This is a genomic window from Psychrobacillus sp. NPDC096426 (assembly GCF_044762745.1).
Classification (GTDB): domain Bacteria; phylum Bacillota; class Bacilli; order Bacillales_A; family Planococcaceae; genus Psychrobacillus.
In genome coordinates, this window is the sequence record NZ_JBIWEX010000024.1 from 1 (window position 1) to 26,061 (window position 26,061).

31 protein-coding genes are annotated in these 26,061 nt (G+C 34.8%); 8 read left to right on the forward strand and 23 right to left on the reverse strand.

Annotation, left to right across the window (positions count from 1 at the left end; translation table 11 throughout):
* The coding region (locus tag ACIQYS_RS17590) for a transposase (RefSeq protein WP_402982742.1) at nt 1-687 on the forward strand (687 nt) is incomplete at its 5' end.
* 209 nt (nt 688-896) lie between these two features.
* Here the strand turns inward: ACIQYS_RS17590 and ACIQYS_RS17595 are convergent.
* The 7 genes from ACIQYS_RS17595 to ACIQYS_RS17625 all read right to left on the reverse strand — a co-directional run bounded on the left by ACIQYS_RS17595 (nt 897) and on the right by ACIQYS_RS17625 (nt 6,097).
* Nucleotides 897-1,694, reverse strand: a complete 798-nt coding sequence (locus ACIQYS_RS17595) for a hypothetical protein (protein ID WP_402982744.1) — start codon at nt 1,692-1,694, stop codon at nt 897-899.
* Complete coding sequence (locus tag ACIQYS_RS17600) at nt 1,687-2,205, reverse strand: sigma-70 family RNA polymerase sigma factor (protein ID WP_402982746.1); 519 nt, start codon at nt 2,203-2,205, stop codon at nt 1,687-1,689. Before ACIQYS_RS17600 ends, ACIQYS_RS17595 begins: the two co-directional genes overlap by 8 nt.
* A 215-nt stretch (nt 2,206-2,420) precedes the next feature.
* On the reverse strand, nt 2,421-2,678 hold the full coding sequence (locus ACIQYS_RS17605; protein WP_402982748.1) for a hypothetical protein: 258 nt from the start codon (nt 2,676-2,678) through the stop codon (nt 2,421-2,423).
* Between the two features lie 111 nt (nt 2,679-2,789).
* Nucleotides 2,790-3,266: a hypothetical protein gene (locus ACIQYS_RS17610; protein ID WP_402982751.1), complete on the reverse strand. Its 477-nt coding sequence runs from the start codon at nt 3,264-3,266 to the stop codon at nt 2,790-2,792.
* 105 nt (nt 3,267-3,371) lie between these two features.
* Nucleotides 3,372-3,509: a hypothetical protein gene (locus ACIQYS_RS17615; protein WP_402982753.1), complete on the reverse strand. Its 138-nt coding sequence runs from the start codon at nt 3,507-3,509 to the stop codon at nt 3,372-3,374.
* A 996-nt stretch (nt 3,510-4,505) separates the two neighbouring features.
* The gene (locus tag ACIQYS_RS17620) at nt 4,506-5,303 is read right to left on the reverse strand and encodes a hypothetical protein (RefSeq protein ID WP_402982755.1); all 798 of its coding nucleotides are present in this window, start codon (nt 5,301-5,303) and stop codon (nt 4,506-4,508) included.
* Nucleotides 5,304-5,620: 317 nt separating this feature from the next.
* Nucleotides 5,621-6,097, reverse strand: a complete 477-nt coding sequence (locus tag ACIQYS_RS17625) for a GNAT family N-acetyltransferase (RefSeq protein ID WP_402982758.1) — start codon at nt 6,095-6,097, stop codon at nt 5,621-5,623.
* 414 nt (nt 6,098-6,511) lie between these two features.
* On the opposite strand from ACIQYS_RS17625, the gene ACIQYS_RS17630 reads away from it, so the two are divergent.
* Both ACIQYS_RS17630 and ACIQYS_RS17635 read left to right on the forward strand, forming a co-directional pair.
* Nucleotides 6,512-6,694, forward strand: coding sequence for a DUF5412 family protein (locus tag ACIQYS_RS17630; RefSeq protein WP_402982760.1), 183 nt, complete (start codon nt 6,512-6,514; stop codon nt 6,692-6,694).
* The gene (locus tag ACIQYS_RS17635) at nt 6,691-6,768 is read left to right on the forward strand and encodes a DUF5412 family protein (protein WP_402982903.1); all 78 of its coding nucleotides are present in this window, start codon (nt 6,691-6,693) and stop codon (nt 6,766-6,768) included. Before ACIQYS_RS17630 ends, ACIQYS_RS17635 begins: the two co-directional genes overlap by 4 nt.
* Before the next feature lie 335 nt (nt 6,769-7,103).
* Here ACIQYS_RS17635 and ACIQYS_RS17640 read toward each other — a convergent pair whose 3' ends face one another.
* The 10 genes from ACIQYS_RS17640 to ACIQYS_RS17685 form a co-directional block, all read right to left on the reverse strand.
* The gene (locus ACIQYS_RS17640; RefSeq protein WP_402982762.1) at nt 7,104-7,742 is read right to left on the reverse strand and encodes a GntR family transcriptional regulator; all 639 of its coding nucleotides are present in this window, start codon (nt 7,740-7,742) and stop codon (nt 7,104-7,106) included.
* A gap of 244 nt (nt 7,743-7,986) precedes the next feature.
* A complete protein-coding gene (locus ACIQYS_RS17645) occupies nt 7,987-8,757 on the reverse strand; it encodes a class I SAM-dependent methyltransferase (RefSeq protein ID WP_402982764.1) in 771 nt (256 codons plus the stop codon).
* Nucleotides 8,750-9,499 carry a hypothetical protein gene (locus tag ACIQYS_RS17650; RefSeq protein ID WP_402982767.1) on the reverse strand — a complete coding sequence of 250 codons (750 nt, stop codon included), beginning with the start codon at nt 9,497-9,499 and terminating at the stop codon, nt 8,750-8,752. Before ACIQYS_RS17650 ends, ACIQYS_RS17645 begins: the two co-directional genes overlap by 8 nt.
* A complete protein-coding gene (locus ACIQYS_RS17655; protein WP_402982769.1) occupies nt 9,496-9,681 on the reverse strand; it encodes a hypothetical protein in 186 nt (61 codons plus the stop codon). Before ACIQYS_RS17655 ends, ACIQYS_RS17650 begins: the two co-directional genes overlap by 4 nt.
* 185 nt (nt 9,682-9,866) lie before the next feature.
* A complete protein-coding gene (locus tag ACIQYS_RS17660) occupies nt 9,867-10,259 on the reverse strand; it encodes a DUF4181 domain-containing protein (RefSeq protein ID WP_402982771.1) in 393 nt (130 codons plus the stop codon).
* Nucleotides 10,260-10,410: 151 nt separating this feature from the next.
* Nucleotides 10,411-11,133, reverse strand: coding sequence for an amino acid ABC transporter ATP-binding protein (locus ACIQYS_RS17665; protein WP_402982773.1), 723 nt, complete (start codon nt 11,131-11,133; stop codon nt 10,411-10,413).
* Nucleotides 11,126-11,782 carry an amino acid ABC transporter permease gene (locus tag ACIQYS_RS17670; RefSeq protein WP_402982775.1) on the reverse strand — a complete coding sequence of 219 codons (657 nt, stop codon included), beginning with the start codon at nt 11,780-11,782 and terminating at the stop codon, nt 11,126-11,128. The genes ACIQYS_RS17665 and ACIQYS_RS17670 overlap by 8 nt, the downstream gene beginning before the upstream one ends.
* 45 nt (nt 11,783-11,827) lie before the next feature.
* Nucleotides 11,828-12,625, reverse strand: coding sequence for a transporter substrate-binding domain-containing protein (locus ACIQYS_RS17675; protein WP_402982778.1), 798 nt, complete (start codon nt 12,623-12,625; stop codon nt 11,828-11,830).
* A gap of 4 nt (nt 12,626-12,629) precedes the next feature.
* Nucleotides 12,630-13,934: an aspartate aminotransferase family protein gene (locus tag ACIQYS_RS17680; protein WP_402982780.1), complete on the reverse strand. Its 1,305-nt coding sequence runs from the start codon at nt 13,932-13,934 to the stop codon at nt 12,630-12,632.
* Between the two features lie 524 nt (nt 13,935-14,458).
* Nucleotides 14,459-14,899: a cell wall hydrolase gene (locus tag ACIQYS_RS17685; protein ID WP_402982783.1), complete on the reverse strand. Its 441-nt coding sequence runs from the start codon at nt 14,897-14,899 to the stop codon at nt 14,459-14,461.
* 543 nt (nt 14,900-15,442) lie between these two features.
* On the opposite strand from ACIQYS_RS17685, the gene ACIQYS_RS17690 reads away from it, so the two are divergent.
* Nucleotides 15,443-16,414: an MBL fold metallo-hydrolase gene (locus tag ACIQYS_RS17690; protein WP_483880190.1), complete on the forward strand. Its 972-nt coding sequence runs from the start codon at nt 15,443-15,445 to the stop codon at nt 16,412-16,414.
* Between the two features lie 44 nt (nt 16,415-16,458).
* Nucleotides 16,459-16,842: a hotdog family protein gene (locus ACIQYS_RS17695; RefSeq protein ID WP_402982788.1), complete on the forward strand. Its 384-nt coding sequence runs from the start codon at nt 16,459-16,461 to the stop codon at nt 16,840-16,842.
* A gap of 122 nt (nt 16,843-16,964) precedes the next feature.
* On the opposite strand, the gene ACIQYS_RS17700 is transcribed toward ACIQYS_RS17695, so the two are convergent.
* Nucleotides 16,965-17,318 (reverse strand): hypothetical protein, encoded by a 354-nt coding sequence (locus ACIQYS_RS17700; protein ID WP_402982791.1) that lies wholly within the window; start codon nt 17,316-17,318, stop codon nt 16,965-16,967.
* 130 nt (nt 17,319-17,448) lie between these two features.
* Between ACIQYS_RS17700 and ACIQYS_RS17705 the strand changes: the two genes are divergently transcribed.
* Complete coding sequence (locus ACIQYS_RS17705; protein ID WP_402982793.1) at nt 17,449-18,156, forward strand: class I SAM-dependent methyltransferase; 708 nt, start codon at nt 17,449-17,451, stop codon at nt 18,154-18,156.
* Here ACIQYS_RS17705 and ACIQYS_RS17710 read toward each other — a convergent pair.
* On the reverse strand, nt 18,137-18,991 hold the full coding sequence (locus ACIQYS_RS17710) for a DUF2268 domain-containing putative Zn-dependent protease (protein ID WP_402982795.1): 855 nt from the start codon (nt 18,989-18,991) through the stop codon (nt 18,137-18,139). The two genes, ACIQYS_RS17705 and ACIQYS_RS17710, sit on opposite strands and share 20 nt — an antisense overlap.
* 164 nt (nt 18,992-19,155) lie before the next feature.
* On the opposite strand from ACIQYS_RS17710, the gene ACIQYS_RS17715 reads away from it, so the two are divergent.
* The gene (locus ACIQYS_RS17715) at nt 19,156-19,404 is read left to right on the forward strand and encodes a hypothetical protein (RefSeq protein ID WP_402982798.1); all 249 of its coding nucleotides are present in this window, start codon (nt 19,156-19,158) and stop codon (nt 19,402-19,404) included.
* A 261-nt stretch (nt 19,405-19,665) separates the two neighbouring features.
* On the opposite strand, the gene ACIQYS_RS17720 is transcribed toward ACIQYS_RS17715, so the two are convergent.
* On the reverse strand, nt 19,666-20,085 hold the full coding sequence (locus ACIQYS_RS17720) for a GNAT family N-acetyltransferase (RefSeq protein ID WP_402982800.1): 420 nt from the start codon (nt 20,083-20,085) through the stop codon (nt 19,666-19,668).
* Nucleotides 20,086-20,242: 157 nt separating this feature from the next.
* Between ACIQYS_RS17720 and ACIQYS_RS17725 the strand changes: the two genes are divergently transcribed.
* On the forward strand, nt 20,243-22,285 hold the full coding sequence (locus ACIQYS_RS17725; protein ID WP_402982803.1) for a prolyl oligopeptidase family serine peptidase: 2,043 nt from the start codon (nt 20,243-20,245) through the stop codon (nt 22,283-22,285).
* Between the two features lie 58 nt (nt 22,286-22,343).
* On the opposite strand, the gene opp4C is transcribed toward ACIQYS_RS17725, so the two are convergent.
* The 3 genes from opp4C to ACIQYS_RS17740 form a co-directional block, all read right to left on the reverse strand.
* Nucleotides 22,344-23,261, reverse strand: coding sequence for an oligopeptide ABC transporter permease (gene opp4C, locus ACIQYS_RS17730; RefSeq protein ID WP_402982805.1), 918 nt, complete (start codon nt 23,259-23,261; stop codon nt 22,344-22,346).
* A gap of 11 nt (nt 23,262-23,272) precedes the next feature.
* Nucleotides 23,273-24,223: an ABC transporter permease gene (locus tag ACIQYS_RS17735; RefSeq protein WP_402982808.1), complete on the reverse strand. Its 951-nt coding sequence runs from the start codon at nt 24,221-24,223 to the stop codon at nt 23,273-23,275.
* Nucleotides 24,224-24,352: 129 nt separating this feature from the next.
* Nucleotides 24,353-26,002, reverse strand: a complete 1,650-nt coding sequence (locus ACIQYS_RS17740; protein ID WP_402982810.1) for a peptide-binding protein — start codon at nt 26,000-26,002, stop codon at nt 24,353-24,355.
* Nucleotides 26,003-26,061 lie beyond the last annotated feature (59 nt).

Consider the following 26,061-nt stretch of genomic DNA (forward strand, 5'->3'; position numbering starts at 1 on the left):
GACGATCCCGAAAAGTTAGCAAGTTTAGCACGACGATCAATGAAGAAAAAAAAGACTGAACTTGAACTCGCTCTTTGTGGGTATATTAATCAACACCAACGGTTAATGATAAAAACCATTCTAACTCATATTGATTTTTTATCTGAACAGGTTGAGCTGCTAAACCAAGAGGTGACTACTAGATTATCCTCCCATCAAGAAGATATTGAAAGGTTGGATTCTATCCCTGGCATTGCCACTCGTATGGCGGAACAGATTATAGCTGAAGTCGGAACTGAAGTGGAGAAACAATTTTCCAGTGCGGCTCACTTATGTTCCTGGGCAGGATTAACACCTGGACATAATGAGAGTGCGGGCAAGAGAAAATCAACCAACATGAAAAAAGGAAATAAATATTTGAAATCTGCTTTAATAGAAGCCGCTCATTCTGTCAGAGGTTCCAAAACATATCTAGGAGCATTGTATAGACGTACTGCATCCCGAAAAGGTAAAAAACGGGCAGGAGTAACTGTCGCTCATGCCATTTTAAGAATCTCCTATTATCTCTTAACCCGCAAAGAGATGTACGTAGATTTGGGAGAAGATTACTTTGATAAGCAAAAAGAACAATCGATTGTACGATATTCTGTTCGAAGACTTGAAAACTTAGGTTACAACGTTACAATCACTGAACCAAACGCCTCCTAATCCAACCCATAATTTGATCCACATTTAGGCGCTGCATTTTTTAAAAAATAAATGAGATGCGTCTGATTTCGTATTGTCTTTTTCTCTAAATCGAAGCTTTTAATTTTCATGGGAGTTTAAGTACAAACCTTCACAAGCTCTTCATAGTAACCACAAATTAACTGTTTGGCTCAAACATATCATAGTGTAAAAGATTATCAAAAGACTAATTAATCTTTAGATAATGGCACTTCAATAGTCTTAGTAGGTCTATTTATGTCTTGTTCCCATTTTTTTATGACTTCGTCAGTTGTTTCTTCTAAATCAGCAACTGTCACTTTAATTTTATTGTCAGTAAGCCACTGAACATTTGTAATAGGCAAGTTGTAATTACTAAAATACTTATGATGTAAAGATGGTATTCTAGATTCGCCGCTAAATCCAAGATTGATTATGACTATTCTTTGTTTTGTTTTTTCACTATTAGAAAGTAAAAACATGACATTTTCTTGATTTGGAGAATAGGTGATTTCACTTGTAAGAATACCTTCCCCTAAAGGAGCAATTGTACTTGTTTTGCTCTCTAAATTCAGATACGCACTAGCACAAACAGTTTTTCCGCAATCAAATGTTACAAGATATGATGATGAAAATTTATTTTTTATCGGTGTATATTTTAAGGTTGATAGTACATCTTCTTGTTTGCCATAGTTATTTTCTGTTATGTAATCCAGGAAACCAATATACTCACCGTAATCAAGTTCCACTATTTCACCACTTAAAGAATTAATCATTGTAATTGAGTCAGGAAGGTTTGCTGAAGAAGTATTAATCCCACTTTTTTCACCAATAACGGAGAAAACAAAAATAAGTGTTGCTGCTAAAACGACTATACTTACTATAGCAGGAACTAATGAATTACTTTTTTTTGATTGAATTGAATGCTGTCGGATTTTTTGAACAACATTTCTCTGTTGTTGTGTCGTATCCCCAATTTTCATTTTTAATTGTCTTTTTATTTCATTCATTTATAAATACCTCCCATTGTTGAGTAGACAACATCTCTTTCAATCGTTCCTTTGCTTTTTTTAGTCGATACTTAATTGTGCTTTCTGAGGTATTTAAAGTATTGGATATGTTCTGTATAGTCAGTTCTTTAAAGTAATATAGAATAATGACTTCTCGAAATTTAATAGGTAACGATAAGACCGCTTCAGCCACAATCAATTGTTCATCTTCTAGAATAAGTTGATTTTTGGGTCGAATAATCTCAGTAAAAACATTGGTTAATGTTTGTGTCCTGTAACGCCAGCTCTTTAAATAATCTTTACATTGATTAATTGCCATTCGTGTTAAGTACGTTTTCAAACTTGATTGTGCTTGAAATTGCTCCGACTTAACCCAATAATTGATAAATACCTCCTGTACAATATCTTCTGCAGTATCCCAGTCTTTCACATAAAGATAGCTAAGCTGAAGTAAATAATCATTATGTTCATAAACAATAGATTGAAACCTATCATCATCTAGTTGGTCCATAAGCATCCCCTTTCTATATATTAGACGATTTATAATATAAGAAAGTCTAATTTGTATTAATAAAAATAAAATTCCAAGCCTTAATGCGTTGGCTTGGAATAAAACTTATGATTAATGTCCCAATTGAAAGTGCATTCTTTCAGATTCATCATATATTTGTTGCTTTAGTTCAATAAGAAAAAAGGCTTTACTCCTTCTTGAAGTAAAGCACCTCGTTAGCTAAAGAGTTTTTTATATAGATATATAATAATTCCACATATAATTGCTATTCCTACCAAAGAAAAGACAAAGAAAAAGGGGGAAATAACCATACCGAATGCTACTTCATTTTGAAGATAGTCTACTTTCTCCCACTCACCTGATATATCTGGTTTATAGAATTTTGTTTTTATATAACCAATTCCTATCGTGCAAACAATATAAACTAAATGAATAATTACCGAAGCTATAAATGCTTGAATCACTAATTTCATTTATACACCTCCCCCATAATTGACCATAATAATCCCGATTTGTTACTTAAACTAAACTGCTGTTATAGTTCAATAAGAAAAATGCTTTACTCCTTCTTGAAGTAAAGCACCTTAATTATTCGATAAAATCACAATATCATCACTTCTTATTACTTCAAATATCAAGTCATCCTTGTTACTAAGAACCGAGAAAGAAGTCGCCTCTGTTTTATTTTGACTGGTAAAATATATCCCATATCCATTATTTTGTGGGTATCCATACAAATAACATACAACTTTTTCATCCTTCAAAAAAACAATTTGGTTCATTCCTTCACTTACTGTTTCACTGATATTATCCCATTTATAACCGACTGTTTTATATATCGTATCTTTTGTTATGTATGGGTCAAAGGAATAAGCTAAATCCCATTCAAATGGGGTTATATCGGTTAAATTTACGGTTTCGACAGATTGTTCAATAGACAACACTTCTTCTTTCAATAAATCTGCATTAACATCCCATAAATCCTTCTTTAATAGATTTACTAAAATAAAAATAAACACAATGACAATAGCCACTATTGCTACTGTTTTTTTATTTTTCATAACAACTTACCCCCCCACACATCTTAAACTATTCTGCGACGTTAGTTCAATAAGAAAAAGCTATACTCCTTCTTGAAGTAAAGCACCCGTTAGTGGAATATCAATTTATTTTTTATCTCTAATTTCTTTCAGTATTTCTATTACACGATTGTTTTGTTCTTCAATAGATTTTAACCTTTTTTCAATTATGCTTGAAGAGAAAGACACAATTAGTACAATAGCTATTCCAATTATTAAATCCATTTCTATTCCCCCCGTCTAAATCATTGTTTATCTGTGTATTTTTACTTAATACTACATACGTTTCAAATGGTTTAAAGTTACATGCTTGTTCAACTAAACTGCTTCTATAGCCATCCATGAAGCGCAAAATCAGTGCTTCACCACAGAGCATGAAAATGGTTAGGATTTGTCAATACTGATACTGACCTTAATCCAGTCAACCGTAATCCATAGACTTATTTACGCTCTCCTCTTTTTTTTAACGATTAAGTAGGGGTCTTCTTAAGTATTGTCATTTTTCATTGTTTCTTGAGGAACTAATTTTCATGGGAGTTCAATAAGAAAAAAGGCTTTACTCCTTCTTGAAGTAAAGCACCCGTTAGCCATCCATGAAGCGCAAAATCAGTGCTTCACCACAGAGCATGAAAATGGTTAGGATTTGTCAATACTGATACTGACCTTAATCCAGTCAACCGTAATCCATAGACTTATTTACGCTCTCCTCTTTTTTTTAACGATTAAGTAGGGGTCTTCTTAAGTATTGTCATTTTTCATTGTTTCTTGAGGAACTAATTTTCATGGGAGTTTAAGTGAAATCCTTCACAATCATTAACTATTTTAACATAAGTATCCAACAAAAAATCACCTCTCAGTAAACTAAAGAGGTGATTTTAAAATTTCTTTATAAATATCAGTAACCGACTTTAATGTAAAGTTACTAACTTTAATGTAACTGGACACTTTTTGTCCAGTTACATTATAGTTGGTAACTCCAAAATTCAATAACAGCAACGAAATACGGATGTTTAAAAAAACTTTAATTTACATTATAGTTGGTAACCCCATCCAATCTTACTCCAAGGTTATTTTTCATTAAAGTTGGTAACCCAATGTTTTTCTTAATGTTACCGCTTCAACAATACAATAAGCAGTAATTCAATACTGATGAGCGAATATTTACCTAAAGCACCCTTTAAGTAATTTCCATTACAAAGTTTATCAATAACCACTATTATTTCAATCAATGTCCCAATTTTTATCATAAGGTATTGAGGTGACGAGTCCAACTGAAGTATCTGTTTTTCCAACAAGCAAATAGTAATGACCATCTCTAATCACTAAAGAACCAGGTGGTTGTTGCTTCTCTTCTTCCGTTAACTGTAATTCAGGTGCATACTCGATACGAATATCTTTAAACCTGTAGATATCTTTCCATCTTTCAAAGTTGATACTTTCTCTATTGGATATAGCTTCAATTATTTGTTCAGCATCCTGTAGTACAATTTCATAATTATACTGATAAAGCAATCGAATTTTTTCAAGTGACTTTCCTGTGTGATCATTTAAGTATAAAGTATTGAATGCAATAGTTATTTGAAATGTTCTGTTTTCTAAAACATGATATACCGTCAGTGCTGCAATATCCTTGCTTGTATCCACTACCTTGTCAAAATTCCAACCTTTATAAGTATTTTTAACTTTCTTCAATAAAAAAAGGTTTGATATTGAACAATTAAATCCATCGTTATCAAGGTGCTCAATTATATAATCTTTACTATATGCTTCTTTCCGCAATTCTTCCCCGAAATAATAATCAAATGAGATCTGATGTAATGATTTTTTATATTCATTTGAATACGGATATTTATAATTTTCTTTAGCTTCCTCGGTATCAGGAATTCTAAATCTTGCATTTCTGATTAGGTCATACATTTCAGGAGTGTAGTCTACAAATGCTAGTTTCTTCATCCCAGTAATGTTTATAGATATTTTATCATTCCATACTTCTAATATTACTTGTTCCTTTTTGTCCATAAATTAAAAAATCTCAACCTCCACCTTTAATACTGCAATAAATTCCCTTAATTATAACATTCATTGTCCAGTTACATTATAGTTGGTAACTCCAAAATTCAATAACAGCAACGAAATACGGATGATTCAAATAATTTTAATTTACATTATAGTTGGTAACCCATCCAATTGTACTTTAAGGTTTTTACATTATAGTTAGTAACCCAATGTTATGGTTTTAACTTAAAAATACGCAGTAATAATATTGATTATTTCGGAAAGCGAATATTTAACTAAAGCCTCCGTTAGTTGAATATGTAAGTTGAAATTTATAAGGGTTAGAGATTTAACACAGTTACTGGTTCATTTTCGCATATCTCACCGTTATCACGAAACCCAAAACTTTCATAGAACTTTTTAGCAACAATGTTTTCGGCTTCATATGCTAACCAACAATATTGAGCATGCCCTACAGGGAATGTGCGTATGAACTCCAATATTTTTTTCATAGCCTCCCTGCCATACCCTTGATTTTGAAATCTTTTATCAATCATAAGACGCAATATACAATAATTGTTATTAGCGATTTTCGGAAGCTCGTAACCAGTAATGCCATAAACAATCATAACAAATCCCACTATCTGTTCATCAGCATAAATTGCAAAAGGAAGTGGACTTCCTCCATTGGTAGCAAGAACATAACATGAAGCAACACTTGAGAGATTGGATGCAACAAAACGGCGTTGGTCATCTGCAACTTCTAACTTGAATACCTCCCTTCGATTTTCTAATGTAATTTTCCGAAGTGAAATCATGTAACTCTCTCCTTCCTAAAACTTTGAGTTTAATTGCAATCTTTCGCAAATACATTCTGTAATTACCATAAAAAATTCAATTTCCCTTGATATTCTTTCTCGGTAAAATGGACTGATTGTTGAACGCATGTTAAACAACACTCTTCAACTAAACTGCACCGTTAGTTTAAGTGAAACCCTTCACAATCTATGGCTATTTTAACATTCTTTTATAAATATCAGTAACCTACTTTAATGTAAAGTTACCAACTTTAATATCAGGTTATTAACTATAATGTAAAGTTACCATCTATAATGTAACTGGACAAGGTTGTGAAGGTTACTTGAAAAGACTTTCTTAAAAGGGGGACTATTGCTTTTGAACATAAAGAAGTAACAGTGAATCTGAAAAACAGATTTCACAGAAAATTGTTCATGGGAATTAGTTTGTTATTTATTGCATTGGTCGGGTATGAAGTTTATAGTGCATTCTTTGATAAGAATAGGTTACCGACAGAAGAATATTTCACAGAAGAGACATCGCCTGATGGAAAATACACCGTAAAAGCATATGCGATGGAGGTGCTTGAACGTCTTATGTTGTTCGTGGTGAATTGATCTTTAATATTTATTGGGATTATCGAGAAAGTACCGCAAATATTACTTGGATGGACAATAATACATTAATGTAACGGGCATACATTAGATGTAGCAAATGATAAATTTGATTTTGTAATCAATAACAGTTACTCAATTAAAGGGCTATTCTTTTTCTGAAGCTCCTTTAACAGACTTTATGCGAATATAGTCAATCTATAGTTTCCTATTGATTTTGTATAGAGATAAATTTTCGAAGGACTTCGAAACATTAGACTATAATATTTCATTTAGTTAAATAGCAATGCCATCAAGATAAGTATTTGAATATTATTTTCAACAACGTAATAAGCAATTTCAAATAACATTTGGCATTATTACGCTGATTCCTACTTTTAAACGTTATTTAAAGTTTAAATCGCTTAATACTCTAATACTGTCCTTTCCTACCAATAATCTCCAGAGTAAAATTCATGTCTTTATATAAATGTTCGGCCATTAGTTCGCCGGCAAGTTGTTCATTCCTATTCTTAATGGCTTTATGAATTTCTTCATGCTCATCTATTAAATGTGGACGATTATATATATCAAGCCTTAAGCTAAACAAATAGAAAATTGTCTGAGCTTTTTCTAATCTTTCAATCATTAATGGATTTTGGCATTCATTTATAATTAATTCATGAAAGCGTTGGTTTGCATTATATATTTTTTTAGACTGTCCTTCCATAAGCGAATGACGAGATTTCTTTATCGTATTCTCAAGTTCTATTATTATTTCTGTTGTCATATTTCTCGCTGCTCTTTTTGCTGCAAAACTTTCTAGTGCTATGCGCATCTCATATATGTATATCAAATCCTGTGCAGTGGGACTATAGATATGCTTATTTTTAATTAAACCTTCTTGCTCTAGTCTTTTAATTGCTTCACGAATTGGTGTACGACTAACACCAATCTCATCCGCAAGACGTTCTTCTATGAGCTTCATTCCACCTTTATAAGTTCCATCCAGCATACGTTCTTGAATGTATTCGTAAGCCATTTTTTGTGCATTCGTTTTGTTTGAAACCATATCTTTACCCCTTGAAATTATTTTAATTAAATACTCACCTATTATACTTTATAAATTATTTTTTTTGAAGAATACTACATCCTAAGTTAAAAGATTACTTACTTTAGACTAGTGGTGAGTTTTACATCTTTGAAATGAATGGTTTCTTTTATTAGTAATGCAAGTGTGTCGAGGTCTACACGACCCACGCTTGGTAATTAACCAACAATTTTAACATAGCCTTAAAAATAGAACTTGACTCTTTTCAATTTCTAACCTGACACACATACACCATAGAAATACTTTTCTCATTCAGCTCATTTTTATCCCAATCACCATATACTTCTAGAATTTCAAATCCATTGTTTTTAAGCATCCTTTCCATTTCGAGTGGAAATGAAAAACGCAAAGAAATACCATCTTGCTCTTTCGCTAGCAAGGCATGTCCTTCATAAATTTCCCGATTTGTATGACAATGTAAGATTTGTGTTAGTGAATCGTATTCATCCCGATGAAATTCAATAATTTGATTTCCTTCTATATCAATATACTTCTGTTCATATTCGTCCACTGCCGCCAACTCATTTAATAAAGGATTCCGTGTATCAAATATAAAAAGTCCATCTTTTACTAGATGCTGCCGAACAGATTGTAATAAGGCATCTTGTACTTCATTTGTTAGAAAATGCTGAAAGGAATTCCCCGTCATAAAAACTAGTGAACCTTTTACGGGTATACTCAGCTGTGAGCAGTCTTGCAAAATAAATTCAATCGATACCATTTGCTCTTTCGCCTTTTGTTTCGCACGTTCCAACATTCCCTCGTGTATGTCAACTCCAATTATTTGGAAGCCGCGTTTCGCCATAGGAATGGTGAGTCGACCTGTGCCACATGCCAATTCAATAATCGGTAAATCTGACTTGGCCCATTCTAGGATTATGTTTAAATCCTTCTGGTAACCTTCATAAAGATGGTCATACATTTCAGGATCTGCGTATTTCTCCAAGTTCTCTTTAAATATATGTTTTTTACTCATTCAAACTTCCATCTCCCATTATAAACGCACGAGTTAGTTGAAAAATTTTATCTTGTACTTCTTTCTTATTGTTATTTTTTGTTGAATATCCGACATGATAGAGATAATCGTTATAATATCCATATAATTCGTTAGCCGTGGTGACTACTGTTACTAATCGTTTTTCCTTCTCATCGAACGAATAATATCTATAAGTCAGTGCGCCATCTGTTGTAATCACTTGGTGAAAAATCGGGATATCGTCGATTAATTTTTCTTTTCTTAATTCGTTCCCTACAGTATCCGCTTGTTCTTTCGAAAAATCATATTTATCCAGTGGATTTTCATCTACTTCTGTAACGGATAGGATAAAAAACTCTTCTGGTTGTTCATACTCATTATTGTGAAGATAAGTGAACTGGAGTTGATTTTGCAAATTTCCCTTTTCATTTATTGAAGTAACGAGATATGCCTTTTGTTCATTTACTTCAAAAGGTAATTTTTTTGGATCAATAGGATGAACCGTATTTTGGATGGAATTAGGTGCAACATTCAGCATTTCATCTATTGGTAATGGCATATAATATGCTACATTTTTCCTTTCATCTTGTGCATCCACTGACTTAAAATACTCACTATACGAGAGACCAATCCCCGTCACTTTTGTTAAAGCTTCTTCTTCTTCTTTATTGGCACAGCCTATCACCGTGAAAACCATGATTAATAGGAGTAGAATCGGTTTAATTATTTTATTCCGAGTCATTTGAAATCTATTCTTTCATTGATTTTTTCTTTATTCGCTTTTAACATTTCCTTTAAAGTGGAATGTATATTTGTTAGGCTAATCAAAATAAGCCCTAACATCACAAAAGTAACAACTTCACCTGTTATAAAAGAAATAATGCCTAACACTACAAAATATAAAGTATATAGCCAATTATTCATTATCCAATCACTCTCTTCTTATTTAATTAGTAAAAATGTTTCCACATACGAACTATTATTCTTGGTATGAAAATTACTATATTCCAAATCACTTCTGCTAGAATGGATTCACTTATATCTTTCAGAATGTTTTTAAACTTCTTCATTCGCATTGCTTTCATTTCTGTATCCTCACTCCCCTTAGTTTATACAAATAAATTTTTAGAAATATGAAAAGCAAGTATTAGAAGAATCGGAATCCAAATTGCAAAAGTGAATTGATAATAGTGTTCGTTAGATTCTTTCGCATATCGTCTAGCTATAAATCCCCTGAAGCCATATAAGACTAACATATATATTGCAAGCCATAAATACATTGGAATTGGATTAATAGGATGAAAGTTTCCATTCTCGTATCTCGATATATTCGCCAAAACACAACCAATTACAGCGATTATGACAAGTAGAACTTCGGTAAAAGTTCTCTTATTACCTTTCAGCTTCTTAGGAAGCTGAAACTTCTTTTTAATAAATCGTTCTAGCATTATGGTACTAAAAATTAATAGACTATAAATCAAAATAATTGCTACCCATTGCATATTTAAATCACCTTTTCCAACCGGAAGAACTTTCTATTTATTATACTATTTAAAATGGGGATAAGTTTCATTTGTTTGAATTTTCCTTCAAGCATACAAGATGAATGAACAAAAAAACAACCCCTTTATAAAAGGGATTGCTCGGCATCTACTATAAAACTTTCTCTAAAAACTCTTTAGCACGAGCAGATTTTGGCTCTGTGAAAAACTGAGCAGGTGGCGTATCTTCCACAAGTTGACCACCATCTAAGAATAATATTCGATCTGCTACTTCACGTGCAAAGTTCATTTCATGGGTTACAATTATCATCGTCATACCTGAATCAGCAAGTGACTTCATTACCTCAAGAACTTCCTTTACCATCTCTGGATCAAGTGCTGACGTTGGCTCATCAAATAACATAACAGAAGGATTCATCGCTAATGCACGCGCAATAGCTACACGTTGCTTTTGCCCACCTGATAAGCGGTTTGGATAGGCGTCACGTTTCTCATAAAGACCAACCTGACGTAATAGCGCATCTGCTTTTGCAATCGCTTCTGTTTTCGAAATACCTTGCACATTTCTTGGTGCATACGTAATGTTCTCAAGTACCGTTTTATGAGGGAACAAGTAGAAATGTTGGAATACCATCCCTACATTTTCACGTACTTTCATAATGTTTGTGCGTTTGTCCGTTACAACATCTTTGCCAATCGTAATGACGCCATTCGTAGGCTCTTCTAATAAGTTTATGCAACGTAAAAATGTTGACTTTCCAGAGCCGGATGGACCGATGATTGCAATTACTTCTTTTTCTTTAATTTCAGTTGAAATGCCTTTTAGCACTTCATTTTTACCGAATGATTTGTGTAAATTCTCTACTTTAATCACTTCTACTCATCCTCTTTTCTAGCTTTTTACCAAGGAATGTTAAAATGAGCGTCATAATGTAATAAATCACACCAGCAATCATTAAAGCCTCTAAATAATGATAATTTGAACCACCAACAACATAAGCACGGCGCATAATATCTAAAGCACCGATTACCGTTACAATTGCAGATTCTTTATTTAATGTGATAAATTCATTCATTAATGATGGCATAATATTTTTCATCGCCTGCGGTAAGATAATGTCCTTCATCATTTTTGAATAGGGAATACCTAATGCAAGTGATGCTTCTTGCTGACCTTTATCGACCGCATTAATACCACCTCTGATAATTTCTGAAATATATGCACCAGAGTTTAAACCAAATGCAAGAATAGCTGCTGGCATTGGATCAATATTAATATCAAAAAGCTGTGGAATTGCGTAGTAAATAATCATTAATTGTAAGACAAGCGGAGTTCCACGGAAAATGGATGTATAAAAATCTGCTATTAACCGTAGTACTGCAATTTTTCCGATTTTGCAAAGTGCCAGTAAAATACCAAGCACCATTCCTAGTATAGTTGCCCCAATAACGATTTGGAGCGTAACACCTATTCCCTTTAATATATAAGGAATAGAGGGAACGACTGCACTAAAATCTAACATATCGTTGCCCTCCTTTCTTTTCGAACTATTTAAATGAAGTTGAAGTTATTCTGCTTCTACTACAAACCATTTCTGTCTTAATTCTTCTATTTTACCGCTATCGATTAATTCTTGAATTGCTTGGTCAAATTGCGCTTTTAGTTCGCTACCTTTTGGAAATACAGCTGCTTTATAGTCCACATCGTCAACCTCAACAGGGAAATAAGTTAAATCTGGATTTCGCTTTACATAGTTTTCAGCTACAATATCTTCAATAATTGCAGCATCAAAGCGTTTCGTCATTAATTCCTGTACTACTTCTGGGATTAAGTTTCGGCTTTCTACTTTCATATCTACCGTTTTTGCCACTTCTTTTGCAAGATCTTCTTGAATAGACGAAATTTGTGCACCTACTGTTTTACCAGCTAAATCTTCTAATGTTTTTATACCACTATCTTTTTTCGTAACAACCATTTGCTGCGTTTCATTATATGGTTGCGAGAAGTCTACTACTTTTTCACGATCTGGGTTTGGACTCATACCCGCTAAAACGAAATCTACTTTGCCAGCTTGTATTGCTGGGATTAAGCCGTTGAAGTCGATATTTTCAACTTTCATTTCAAAACCTAGTTTTTCAGCGATTAAATTTGCAAGGTCAATGTCAAATCCAATAATTTCTTCCCCTTGTGCTGTGTCAACATACTCGAATGGTGGATAGTCTGCAGATGTACCCATTATTAATACTTTTTTGTCCTCTGTTGTTCCTTCACTACCGGATGATTTTCCGTTGTCTGACTTAGTACCACAAGCTGCTAGTAAAGCCATTATTAGTACTAGCATGATCATAAATAATTTATTTTTCATTCTATTATTTCCCTTCCATATAACGATTAATTGCCTTTTCAAGCATTTTTAAACCGTCATCTATTTGTTCTTTTGTTATTGTTAAAGGTGGAATCATTCGAATGACTTCCCCTTCGTTACCACATAAATAGAAAAGCACGCCTTCTTCTAATGCATAATCCAGAATTTTCATTACTGCTTGTCCATCGATCTTACCCGTTTCTGGATTGGAAATTTCAATTCCTATCATTAACCCCACTGAACGAATATCGCTAATAATTGGATATTTTGTCTGAAGTTTTTTTAACTGTTCCGTTGCGTAAGCTCCAACAACCTTTGAGTTTTCCACAAGGTTTTCTTCGTGAAGTATTTCTAGAGTTGTTAAAGCAACTGAACATGCAATAGGATTTCCCCCAAATGTGGTACCATGCATTCCGAGTGGCCATTTTTTCATTAATTCTTTGGAAGCGACAGTTGCACTTAATGGTAGACCGGATGCAATGCCTTTTGCGATTGCCATAATGTCCGGTGTTACGCCAAAGTATTGTGCAGCAAACCATTCGCCAGTACGACCGAAGCCTGTTTGCACTTCATCGAAAATTAATAAAATACCATGCTCATCACAGATTTCTCTAATTTTCTTTACCCATGCTTTCGGAGGAATGATATATCCACCTTCCCCAAGTACTGGCTCTAAAATGACGCAAGCCACTTCTTCAGGTGTCACTTGGTGTTTAAAAAGACGTGAAAAATCCTTCTCTAGCTGTTCTACGCAGTAAACTTCAGGGTCCACTCTAGCTGGACAACCTTTTACATCCGCATATGGAATTTGATAAGACAAATGCGATGGCTGTAAAAACTTACGATATTTACTTTTCGATGTTGTCACACCTAACGCCCCAAGGGAACGACCGTGGAAGCAACCAGTAAATGAAACAACATACGGGCGCTCTGTTACGAATTTCGCAAGTTTTAAAGCACCTTCTATTGCCTCCGTCCCGCTATTTGCAAAGAAAAAACAATCTAAATTTCCTGGTAAAACATCGCCTAGATTTTTGGATAGCTTTAAAATAGATTCGTACATAATAACGCCAGATGGACCATGTACAAGATGATCCGCCGCATCCTTAATGCTTTGTACAACTTTTGGATGACGATGCCCTGTATTAGCTACCGCAATTCCCGATGTAAAATCCAAATAGGTTTTGCCGTCTGCACCGTAGTAGTAGCAACCTTCTTCCTTCACAATAGGAATATTTGGGTGATCTTTTGCCATACTTGGTGCCAAATAATCTCCCATATTATCATATAATTCTAACCAGTTACTCAAACTGCTCACCTTCGCTTTTCCTAAGTTATTCTAGTTGATAACAAAGAGTTAAACGCTAACTATTAATAGCATAAAATGTCTTGTTCGACTTCGATTACTTTTTTGATATGTATACAATATAGACCCTTGTGTATAAATATTCAACAAGTTTTTTTGTGAAATCAAAAGTTTTAATTGCTCCAATCTTCAGTCTCCTGTTAAGGGAATATTAAGACCGTAGGGGGACGCCACTAGGCTTCCAGCTGTTGGTCTGTAATCAGATCTCACATCCAAAAACAATACAAAAATATGTCATCCATTTTTTCAGGGCAAAAAATGGATCTAAAAATAATAGAGTCGCGTCTGTTTTATGCTTTCGCTGCCTTGGATAATGCGAGCACAAACTGTTTAATATATAAAAAAGGGAGTACCCGTTAACCAGGAACTCCCTTTCTATTTCGTGAGAAAAAATAGGTTGCAGTTAGGTTTTAAGCTTTTTTTCAACTGACAACTGTTGGGTTGCATCGAATGAAAACAGTACCTACCTACCCCCTATAAACACTATCACATGTTCCTGGTGCAGGTTCATAGAAACAATGTTGTTTATATTGACCAGTAAAAGGTTGATCGTACCATGTTGGAGGGCATGGACCATATGGATTAAAGTACCAAAGCGCATATTTTGCTGGGTGGTCTCGCCAAAAATCCAAAACCTTTTTGGCTAAATTTTTTTCGACACCTCTCGCTCTTTGATAAAACAAATTACCTTTCTGAACAGCTTCAAAAGAAAAATTTCCTCCTTGTACATGAAAGATGACATCTTCAATTGATCTTAAATCACTAAAGTCTATACAATCGGCTATAACACGATTAACAATTACATTTCCAACATATAACATTCCTTGCTGTCCTTCAGCTTCTGCTTCTGCCCTCATCATCCTTGCCACTAAGTCAACGTCTGAACTTTTGTACTGTACTCTTGGCATTTATTCACCTCAACTATATAGTATGAAAAAAAGCCTGCAATGATGTCATTGCTAGTAAAAAAAGAACAAAGTTCACAACCGTATCCACAAGTGGCTCACCCCATATCAATTTTATACCAATTCTTCCTATACGCTATTCCAATACAGTACTACTAAGAAACGTACCACATTATAGTACGCTTTTCTTGCTCTATTTCGTTTGTATTTAATATAATCAGCTTTCCTATCAGGAGTAACATTCGTATGTAAATCAATTTCGGAGTAATTATCAAAGATTCCTCTAGCTAAGTTTCTGTTCGAGTTTAAAGCTATTAACTTTATAATATAGATACCAAAAACCTGTAATATATTTCCAGAATATTAGTGTCTACTTATTTGTTAGCCTAAAAGGAAATTGCTATACATAGATACTGATTTACAAATGAAATTAGTAAATATATTTATACTATTCTGTTAATTGTGTATAATGTATTTGAGCGAACGCTCAATCATAATCTTTCAATCAATGAATATAAGGAGGAATGACTTCTGAAAAAATCCAACATTAATTTCTTTGAAAGAAAATTTCCAAGTGCAAATATGATCCTTATTAAGGATCAGCTCCCGATTCTTATTGATACTGGTTTTGGAAGTGATGTTGATAATACAGAGCAATTAATGAAAGAAGCAGGCGTTTCGCCACAAGAATTACACCTTATTGTGAACACGCACTATCATAGTGACCATGTTGGAGGCAATTTTCATCTTCAAAAAAACTATGGTGTTAAGATTGCTGCTCATAAATGGGAAGCGGATTTAATTAATTGTTGTGACACTGAAGCCTGTAGTGCTGAATGGTTAGATCAACCTGTAGAACCTTATCGAGTCGATATAAAGCTGACAGATAGCGAAGAAATTGATACAGGAAGCAGAATCTTGAAAGTCCTACACACACCGGGACATACGTTAGGGCATATTTCTTTATATGAACCTGAAGAAGGGATATTGATTTGTGGGGATCTCTTTCATAAAAATGACATCGGTTGGTTAAATATTTTTCGAGAGGGTGTTAACTCTATCCAACGATCTTTAGAAAGTTTGGAACGATTGTCCAATCTGCGGATCAAGCATGCTTATTCCGGCCATGGCCCTCAAATGGAGAATCCTCAAGCTGCCATTGATGCGGCAAGGACACGGTTTGAAAAGTGGCTAAAATCGCCAGAAAAAGTTTCATGGCATGCCTGCAAAAGGATTTTTTCATTCACATTAATCATAAAAAACGGATTGGCAAAAGAAGATATCGATGACTACCTGTTGCAGTGCGGCTGGTTTCAGGATTTTGCACGCTACTCTTTACAGATTCAACCGGAAGAATTTATTCAAATCCTGCTCGATGAAATGATTCGTTCCGGAGCAGCAAGCTGGCATGATCATACATTAATGGCTAACACTCCATACCAAGCCCCTCAAACGAAATGGACGATCAATAACATAAAACCGAAAGATTGGAAACGTAAGGATTTCTCCCATAGCTAAAAAATGTGAGGCTTATGATTAAAGGAAATAAAGGAGGAATAACATTGTCTTTAAAAGTAGGCGATATTATTGTATTTGAACGGACTTTTACAGTAGAAGATGTGGAATTGTTTACGAAGGTTTCAAGAGACGAAGGGATTCATCATTTAACCCCAGATGAACAGGGTAGACTTGTAGTTCAAGGATTACTGACGGCAACTCTGCCAACAAAAGTGGGTGGAGATAATAATGTATTGGCCCGTACGATGAATTTTGAGTTCTTAAGACCTGTGTTTACGGAAGATACTATAATTTGTGAAGTTAAAATTGGAAAATATGAAAGACTAGAAAACAAAAATAATAGAACAGCTATTACTGCATCTTTTTTATGTAAAAATCAGGCTGAAAAAGAAGTGCTAAAAGGCGATTTCTCAGGTGTAATACTTTAAATTCTTATGCTTTCTTCCCCCAAAAATCAATTACGCCCCGGCGTAATTGATTAAATTTGTTCAATTCCTAGTCTTCGATAGTCGCTGATTTCCCTCGCTCCAATTGATAACTTCTGAATCTCTTATCTGCTATTTTCCGTATGGATTAGATTAATTCTTCCCTCGATAAAATCATTTAGAAATGAGCCAGTAACATTGTTCCTTGGGTATTCCCTAACTTGAAATACCTTCCCTGACTCGATTTGGTAATAATAATTGATATCACTTTCATCTTCAAACACTACACATACACTCCATACAGGTAACTTGGAAAATATTCCTTCAATTGATTGGATTTCTTGAAAATCATACCCCTTGTCTTCTATTAAATATGCCTCCACTTGCTTTTCTAAGCTATTTTTCTTCAACTCAATATAACAAAATGGAATAAGAACAATAACTACAAAAAATAGTAATAGATATACTCTTTTTTTCATGGTAGCAATACTTCTCCCTTTCTATTACACATTCTTTTTATAGCAAAAACTCAAAAACTTTCCACTTCATACAGTACCAAAGTATATGACAAGCATACTATACTTGTATAAAGACTAGGAGGGATTTTCATTGTCTAACGATTATTTAGATTTAATAGCTTATTTTGGAATTGGGGGTGCACATCCAGGAGGATTTGCTCTGACCGAGTCTATATTAGGAGGCGAAAACATTCAGCCAATGGAAGCTGTACTAGATGTAGGTTGTGGGACGGGGCAAACTGCTGCTTTTTTAGCTAAAAGTTTTCATTGCCAAGTGACTGCGATAGACAATCACCCCATTATGGTTGAAAAAGCGAAGAAACGATTGAAAAATAATAAACCTCCTATCAATGTGATAGAAGGAAATGCTGAAAATTTAGGTTTAGCAGATGATTCCTTCGACTTAGCTATTGCCGAATCAGTAATCGTCTTTACTAACATTTCGAAAACATTAAATGAGCTAGCGCGTGTATTAAGAGACACGGGTAGAATGATTATTATAGAAATGACAGCCGAACAAAATCTACCCGAAGCATTGCGAAAAGAAATACGTCGTTTATACGGAATACGTGAAGTTTTAAATGAAGAAGAGTGGAGATCAAAATTACAGCAAGCTGGGTTCACTAAAATTGAAATTATACCAACTCCATCTGCACTTATACTAAGTGAACTGGATGACATCAATCAATCCAAAAATATCCATTCAAAATTCTTCGACCTCTGGGAGGAACATCATCAATTAACACTTCAGAACAATCAATTCATTGGCTACCGGGTATTTAAATGTCATTTATGTTAATAGGGAAGTCGGAACCAGCGATTATTTCTTCAGAAGATTTCTTATATAACTCATTATTCGGAAAGGGACCATGCTTCTTTTGAAAACTGTCTACAATTTGAAAGCCTATATGATAACCGATCCATTTCGGCAAGCGACTCCCAGCTTTACCAAATAAATAAACCTGATGATGTTTAACCCCTGTAATATTTAGCGAGGGGAGAAAATGTTTTCTCCAAACAGCGAGGGCTTCTTCAAATGCATAAAAACTTATCCAAGGTGCTAACCACTTTTCACCATACAAGTCCTTTACCGCATATTCCCCAAGTCCTTCAATAATTAGAGAATCCTTTAAAGAAATCATACTTGGAGCTAGATTCAAATAATCTAGTCGGCACACATGATTATACTCATGTGCAAAGAGAGCCTTTATTTCTTCCGTATGGAGATCGGGAGATAAAAACAAAAATAATGTCCCTCTATAAGCTATGCCATTTTTTTTAGGAATGTCCTTTCTTGAGTTTCCATTTGCATTTTCTATTGGGAAAATATAGATGGATACTTTCGGACCATTCCACCGTTTTCTTAATAATTTATATTCCTGTTTCACGATTTGCCACACATTTTGCGCTTCCATTCGTTTGACTGTATCTTTTATGTTCCGCCATTCCTCCGGTTTAAATAAACCATTCCTTAGAAGTTCATACTGTACTACATCTTGATTTACAGTGGGGAATAATTTCATGAGTGGCTCACATATTATCTCGGAATGTCTAGAAGTTGCTCCTTTTCCCGATTGCTCTTCGCAAAGTTCAACAAATTTATAAAGCATATTCTGCGTTTGAATTACTGGCATGCATCTCTTCCTTTTTTTCTTTTTTCCTTATCAAATGTTTACACTTCAAATTATTTTAGAAACTTGATATTTTTTGTAATCCATCATTCGTTAGACGTTTGTCTTTCGTGTAATATTATGAACCGCATATGTTAGTAGGACATACATGGGAGAGGAGGACGAATATGAGTCGATTTGATTTATATAATCAATGTTGTAGATATCATGGGCAAAGAGTGAGAATAACTTGTCGTGGTGGTAGAGTTTACACAGGTGAAATTACTAGAGTTAGCAGAAATAAAGTTTGGATTCGACCAGATGCAGGATTTGGTGGGTATGGTTATGGCTTTTTTGGTGAAGGATTTGGTGCTGGCTTTGGTATTGCACTAGGTGCAATTACCGGAATCGCTTTAGCTTCCGTATTTTTTTGGTAAGACATATCCTATCCTATTCAAGTACATTCCATTATGCTTACCTGTAAGATAATAAGAAAGGGAATAGGTGATCTTGCCCATTCCCTTTTATATTATGCTAAAGAAAATGATATGATATATACAATGTAGATCTATCAAAAACAGAAACTGTGAACACTTGTTAGTAAGTCCTGTTTAGAAAGTTGAAGATCACGTTTCCAAGTTAAGTTGACTTCCGATTTCTACCCATTGTTAAAAACATTCCATTCTAACTATTACCCATTACCATTCCTCAAACGTTTTACGATAACCAAAAAAGCTCCTAAAACTTTGTTTGTCATAATAACTACTAGATGAACTAGTAGTTAAAAGTTCCATCCTCGTTTTTGGAAATTTAGTATGTACGAACTTCAATAAATCTGTTCCTATCCCAAGCCCACGATAATTTTTATTAATTACTAATTCGCAAACAAAAAGTGTAATAGTACCATCCGTTATTCCTCTTATGTATCCAATGATATGATCATTTGCACATGCTACGTATGCAATATTCGAATTGCTCCAAGCGTTTTTGGTATCTTCCTTTTTTGTAACAAGATTATTCCATTCTTCTTCTATATTTAATTGATGAATGCTTGCAAAATCTTCTGCTGCATATGCACGAAAATGAATGGCTTCCTTATCTTCTTTTCTACTATTCATGTCTAACTTCCCCTTCTTTTAAACCTATTTCCCTGTCGATTGATTATATTCTCCAAAACTAGTAGTATCTCCTTTATATTTTTTAAAGAGCTATTGGCATATAACTTGCATATATTTACTAATGTAAAAATACAACCTAAAAAGGAGAGCTAATCAGATGCAAATAAAAAAGGAAAAAGAGATTGTTAGTAATAACTATCATGGCACCATTGTGGAAGACCCTTTCAGATGGCTAGAAGATGATAATAGTATTGAAACACAAAAATGGGGAGACAACCAAAACAAAAAAACACAAGCCTATTTCAGCAAAATACAAGAAAGAGCGAGCATAAAAGACAAGCTCACTAAGCATTGGAATTATGAAAAGTATTTTATTCCTCAAAAGGAAGGTTCGTATTACTACTTTCAAAAAAATGATGGCTTACAAAATCAGCCTGTATTCTATCGCGCACAATCACTTACAGATGTTAAGCCAGAAGTAATAATTGATCCAAATACATTGAATCCAGAAGGCACAACTGCACTAACAAACATTTCCTTCAATAAAGAAGGAACGTTGATGGCATACGCAATTTCCGAGAATGGCAGCGACTGGCAAGAAATAAAAATTCGAAATATGGAAACAGGTGTTGAATATCCCGAAACAATCACAAGATGTAAATTTAGTAGTCTTGCTTGGATCGAAAATGGTACCGGATTCTATTACAGTCGCTTTCCTGAACAAGGAACGGTAGAACCCGTAGATGAAAGTAATTATAATCGTCTCTATTATCACGTCGTAAATACATCTCAATCGGAGGATAAATTAATCCATGAAAGACAGGATGATAAAGAGCTGGCGTTCCGACCAATTATCTCAGATGATTACAAATATGTCTTACTTGAATCATGGAAAGGTACAGAAAATAAGAGTCGCCTTTATTATCGTGGGGTTGAAAGTGAAGAATCCTTTATTCCTCTAGCAGATGCCGGAGATGCCTACTATTCTTTTATTGGAAATAAAGGATCTACTTTTTTTGTTTATACAAATAAAGATGCACCGAATGGAAAAATAGTGGCAATGAACATTAACGAGCCAGAAATGAAAAATTGGAAAGAAATTATTCCTGAACAACAAGATGTCATGTCATTTATTAAAATAGTAGATGATCAACTAGCCATTACGTATATGCACCATGCCAAAGATCAAATAAAGTTGTATGACCTTGAAGGTGTGTTTCATAAGGTATTAGATCTACCAGTTATGATTACAGTGACAAATATTAGCACCAATAAGCGAGATAAAGAAATGTTCATTAGTTATACTTCCTATTTAACACCGACGACCGTTATACGATATGATTTTCAAACTAACACTTTAGAAACCGTTTTTTCATCGAAAGTGAGTTTAGATAGTGCTCGCTTTGAAACAACACAAGTTTTTTATCCATCTACCGATGGAACGAATATCCCGATGTTTATCACTCATAAAAAAGGCATCCAGCTAAATGGGGAGCACCCTGTACTCTTATACGGATATGGTGGGTTTAATATTAGCATGACCCCTTCCTACTCTGCTTCAATTGCAATGTTTATCGAGGATGGAGGTATTTACGCTGTAGCGAACATTAGAGGCGGCGGTGAATACGGTGAAGATTGGCATCAAGCCGGAACGTTTGAAAGAAAGCAACAAGTGTTTGATGATTTTATTGCAGCGACTGAATGGTTAATTAGTAGTGGTTATACAAATTCTTCTAAAATAGCGATTATGGGAGGTAGTAATGGGGGACTTTTAGTTTCGGCTTGTATGAACCAACGACCTGATTTGTATAATACAGTTATTTGCCAAGTGCCTGTGACGGACATGCTTCGATATCAACATTTCACAGTTGGACGTTTTTGGACATCGGAGTTTGGCAATGCAGAAGAGAACGCGGAACATTTCAAAACAATCTATGCCTATTCTCCGCTCCATAATATTTCGCCAAATCAAAAGTATCCAGCCACATTAATCACTACAGCTGATACAGACGACCGGGTTGTCCCGCTTCATGCGAAAAAATATGCGGCTACCCTTCAAGAGGCTCAAATTGGTGAAGCTCCTATTCTCTTAAGAATTGAAAAGGATGCGGGTCACGGTCTAGGAAAACCAACTTCCAAGATAATCGAAGAACATACGGATATTTATACTTTTATATATAAATTCCTAGAGATGAATTAAAGTGTATAAAAAAATAAGAAGACTGTCTAAAATGAACAACATTCTAGACAGTCTTCTTTTATTCATTAATTTTTGGATCAAACGCATCACGAAGTCCATCTCCTACAAAGTTAAAGGACAATACAGTGATCAGAATCATAAATCCTGGAAGAAGCGGGTACCACCATGCACCAAGCATAATTTGTGGGTTTTGCGCACTTTGTAACATATTTCCCCAGCTAGGAATAGGTGGTTGAATACCAAGTCCAAGGTAACTAAGGGCAGCTTCCCCTAAAATTACTCCTCCCACCCCAAGTGTCGCAGAAACAATAATAGGTCCCATCGCATTTGGTAGTATATGCGAAAAGATAATTTTAGAATTTTTAATCCCTAATGTTCGTGCAGCTAATACAAATTCGGATGATCGAAGTGCCAAAAATTCTCCTCGAACTAAGCGCGCCGTCCCAGTCCAACCAAAGATGGCGAAAACAAAGATTAATGTTATTAAACTAGGTTCAAAGATTGTCACAAGTGTTATGAGAAGAAATAAGGATGGAAATGAAATAACAGCATCGACAAAACGCATAAGGATTGCATCGAGCTTTCCTCCGTAATAACCTGCCACAGCACCGATCATTGTCCCGATAAAAATGGAACCTGCAACAGATGTAAAACCAACAATGAGAGATACTCTCGCCCCATAAAGCAACCTACTTAATACGTCACGACCTAAATTATCCGCACCTAAAATATACTTTTCTCCTGGTGGACTTAACTTGTCTAGTAATACTTGTTTACTTGGATCTTGCGGCGCTAACCATGGTGCAAATATAGCAGATACGATAATGATTATTAACAAAATTGCTCCAATAACAGCTAACTTATTTTTCATAAATTTACGTAACATGACTTTCCAAATGGATTCGTGCACATGGTCATGTTTTTCTTCTATAAGTAATGGTTCGTTTACCGTTAAATTTCGCCCTGAAAGTGTCATTTCATCTCCCCCTAGTATTCAATTCTTGGATCAAAAATAGCGTAAAGTATATCTGCAATTAAGTTACCAATTACTACTAACGAAGCTGCAATAACTACTACTGCCATAATCACCGGATAATCTCTCTGAAATGCTGCTTCTACAAAAAGTAAGCCAATCCCCGGCCAAGCAAAAATACTCTCAATGATGACAGAACCTCCAATAAACGATGGCAACATCAATCCTAGAATTGTTATAATCGGTATTAGTCCATTTCGAAGTCCATGTTTAAAAATCACTGTTCCACTTCTGAAACCATTTGCTTTCGCTGTACGGATATAATCTTGTCGAAGCACTTCCAACATGCTAGACCGAGAATATCTAGTTAGACCCGCCATATCCGCAGTCGCAAGTACAAATGCGGGGAGTATTAAATGGTGAATACGATCCCATATACTAAAAGGTTCACCAAGAGTGGCTACACCGCCAGTAGGAAACCAGCCCATATGTACAGACAGAAACATAATTAAAACAAGTCCAATCCAAAAATTAGGTGTAGCAACTCCTAAAAAAGATACGAAAGTAATGGAATAATCTGTTAATGAATTCCGTTTAGTTGCAGAAATGACACCAAGTGGAATAGAAATTAAAAAAGCAATAACAGATGATACAATCATTAATATGAGCGTATTTGGTAGCCTTGCTAATATGAGATCACTGACAGGTACACCTTGTCGAATAAGTGATTCTCCAAAGTTCCCTTGAATCATATTCCCTAGCCATCTGATGTATTGCACAACTACATTATCATTTAATCCATATGCTTCTTTATATGCCGCTAGATTTTCCTGCTTGATCATCGGATCCATCATTAAAGCCGTCGGATCTCCAGGTGCCATTTGCATCATGGCAAATGAAATGATCGTTATAAGAAAAAGTAATGGGAAAGCCATTAACGTTCGTCTTATTATATATGTAGTCATTTCTAGCCAACTCCTTTTAGTAATTTATTTAGTAGCTGTTAATGTTCGAAATAGGAGAAATGCGAACATCCCCACTGAACTACATACTGGAGATGCTCGCCACCTTTGACATTGAATTTTTTTCGCGAACTAGTCTATATACCATTCATGGATTTTGTAATAAGTATTAGCTGCATTAAACTTTGGTCCATGCAGATTAGGTGCATTTGCTAAACTGCCTTCTACATAGTATAAGAAAGTATCTGGCTGTTCTTCTGCAACAATTGCATCGGCTTCAGCAATAATTCTCTTTCTTTCTTCTAGATCAGATATTCTCGTATTTTCGGATAGAAGTTCATCCACTCGCTCATTCGAAAAACCGTTATAATTTAAGCCATTTTCAATTTCTGAAGTATGCCAGAACCAAGTTGGGTCAGGGTCACTTCCAATAGACCAACCAGCAACAATTGCATCAAAATTCCATAATGGTGGACTTGTTTGTTCTACATACGCACTCCATTCAAGCAATTCAATCGAAGTCTTGATACCGATTTCACTTAATTGTTGTTGAACAACTTCTGCAATTTGTTGACGTATTTCATTTGCCGATGTCGTTTTTAAGACAAACTCGAACTTTTTACCGTCTTTCTCTAAAATACCGTCTTTGTTAGGCTCCCATCCTGCCTCTTTCAACTTTCTTTTTGCTTCTTCAGGATTATATTCAAACTTTGGTACATCCGGGTTAAACGCCCAGTTTGCAGGGCTACCCGGTCCATGTGCTACTACTCCCGATCCGTCCAGAATAGCTTGGACAATTGCTTCTTTATCAATCGCATGCGTTAGAGCTTGTCTAACTAATTTATCTTGGAATAATTCGTTACGTAAGTTATAGCCAATATACTCGAAAGCATTAGAAGGTCCTGATGTTACGACAACCTTTCCTTGTTCCTCTAACTTTTTAGCCGTCTCAATATATTGTGGTGAAATCCCTGTCAGATTTATATCCCCAACTTGCAACTGTGCCATTAATGTATTCATATCGGGAACAATTTTATAGATGATAGTATCTAATTTTGGTTTTCCAAGATAATAATCTTCATTGGCTTGAAGCTCGATATATTCTCCTTCTTTCCATTGTTTGAATTTAAACGGACCTGTTCCAATTGGTTCCTTCGTATTAAACTTGTTCATACCCAGTTCCGCTATAGGAACATCTCCTAAAATATGCTTTGGCAATACTTCAAATTGCGCTGTAATTGTGATGAATGGTGCATATGGTTCCGAAAGGACAAATTCTACTGTATAATCATCTATCTTGTTGATCTCGTCGATAATTTCAAACGGTAATCCACGTGGTCCGATATAGTCTTCATGTAAAGGGATGCCGTATGAGAAGACGACATCATCCGCCGTAAAGTCAGCTCCATCATGCCATTTCACATTTTCTCGTAAATGAAAGGTCCATCTCAACCCATCATCCGAGAACTCCCAACTCTTAGCCAAATCTCCTTCAGGATTAAAATCGGTATCTACTGTTACCAATCCACTAAAAATGAAACCTTCAATCGTTGAACTAGAAGTATCTGTTGAGTAATACGGATTAAATAAAGTCGGTGCCGCTGTAGTTCCTAAAACTAAACTACCACCAGACTTTTCTTCTGTTTGTGTATTCTCTGATTGGTTATCTTCTTTTCCGCTATTCGCTTCATTACCGCTCTCTTTCACTGCTCCATCTGAACATGCTGCGGCAATAAGCATGATCAAAAAGATGATGAATAATAAAAAACGATTTTTTAACATTTTCATTTTCCCCCTTTTATTATTACATTCAAATTACACCAATATTTTTGAATACATCC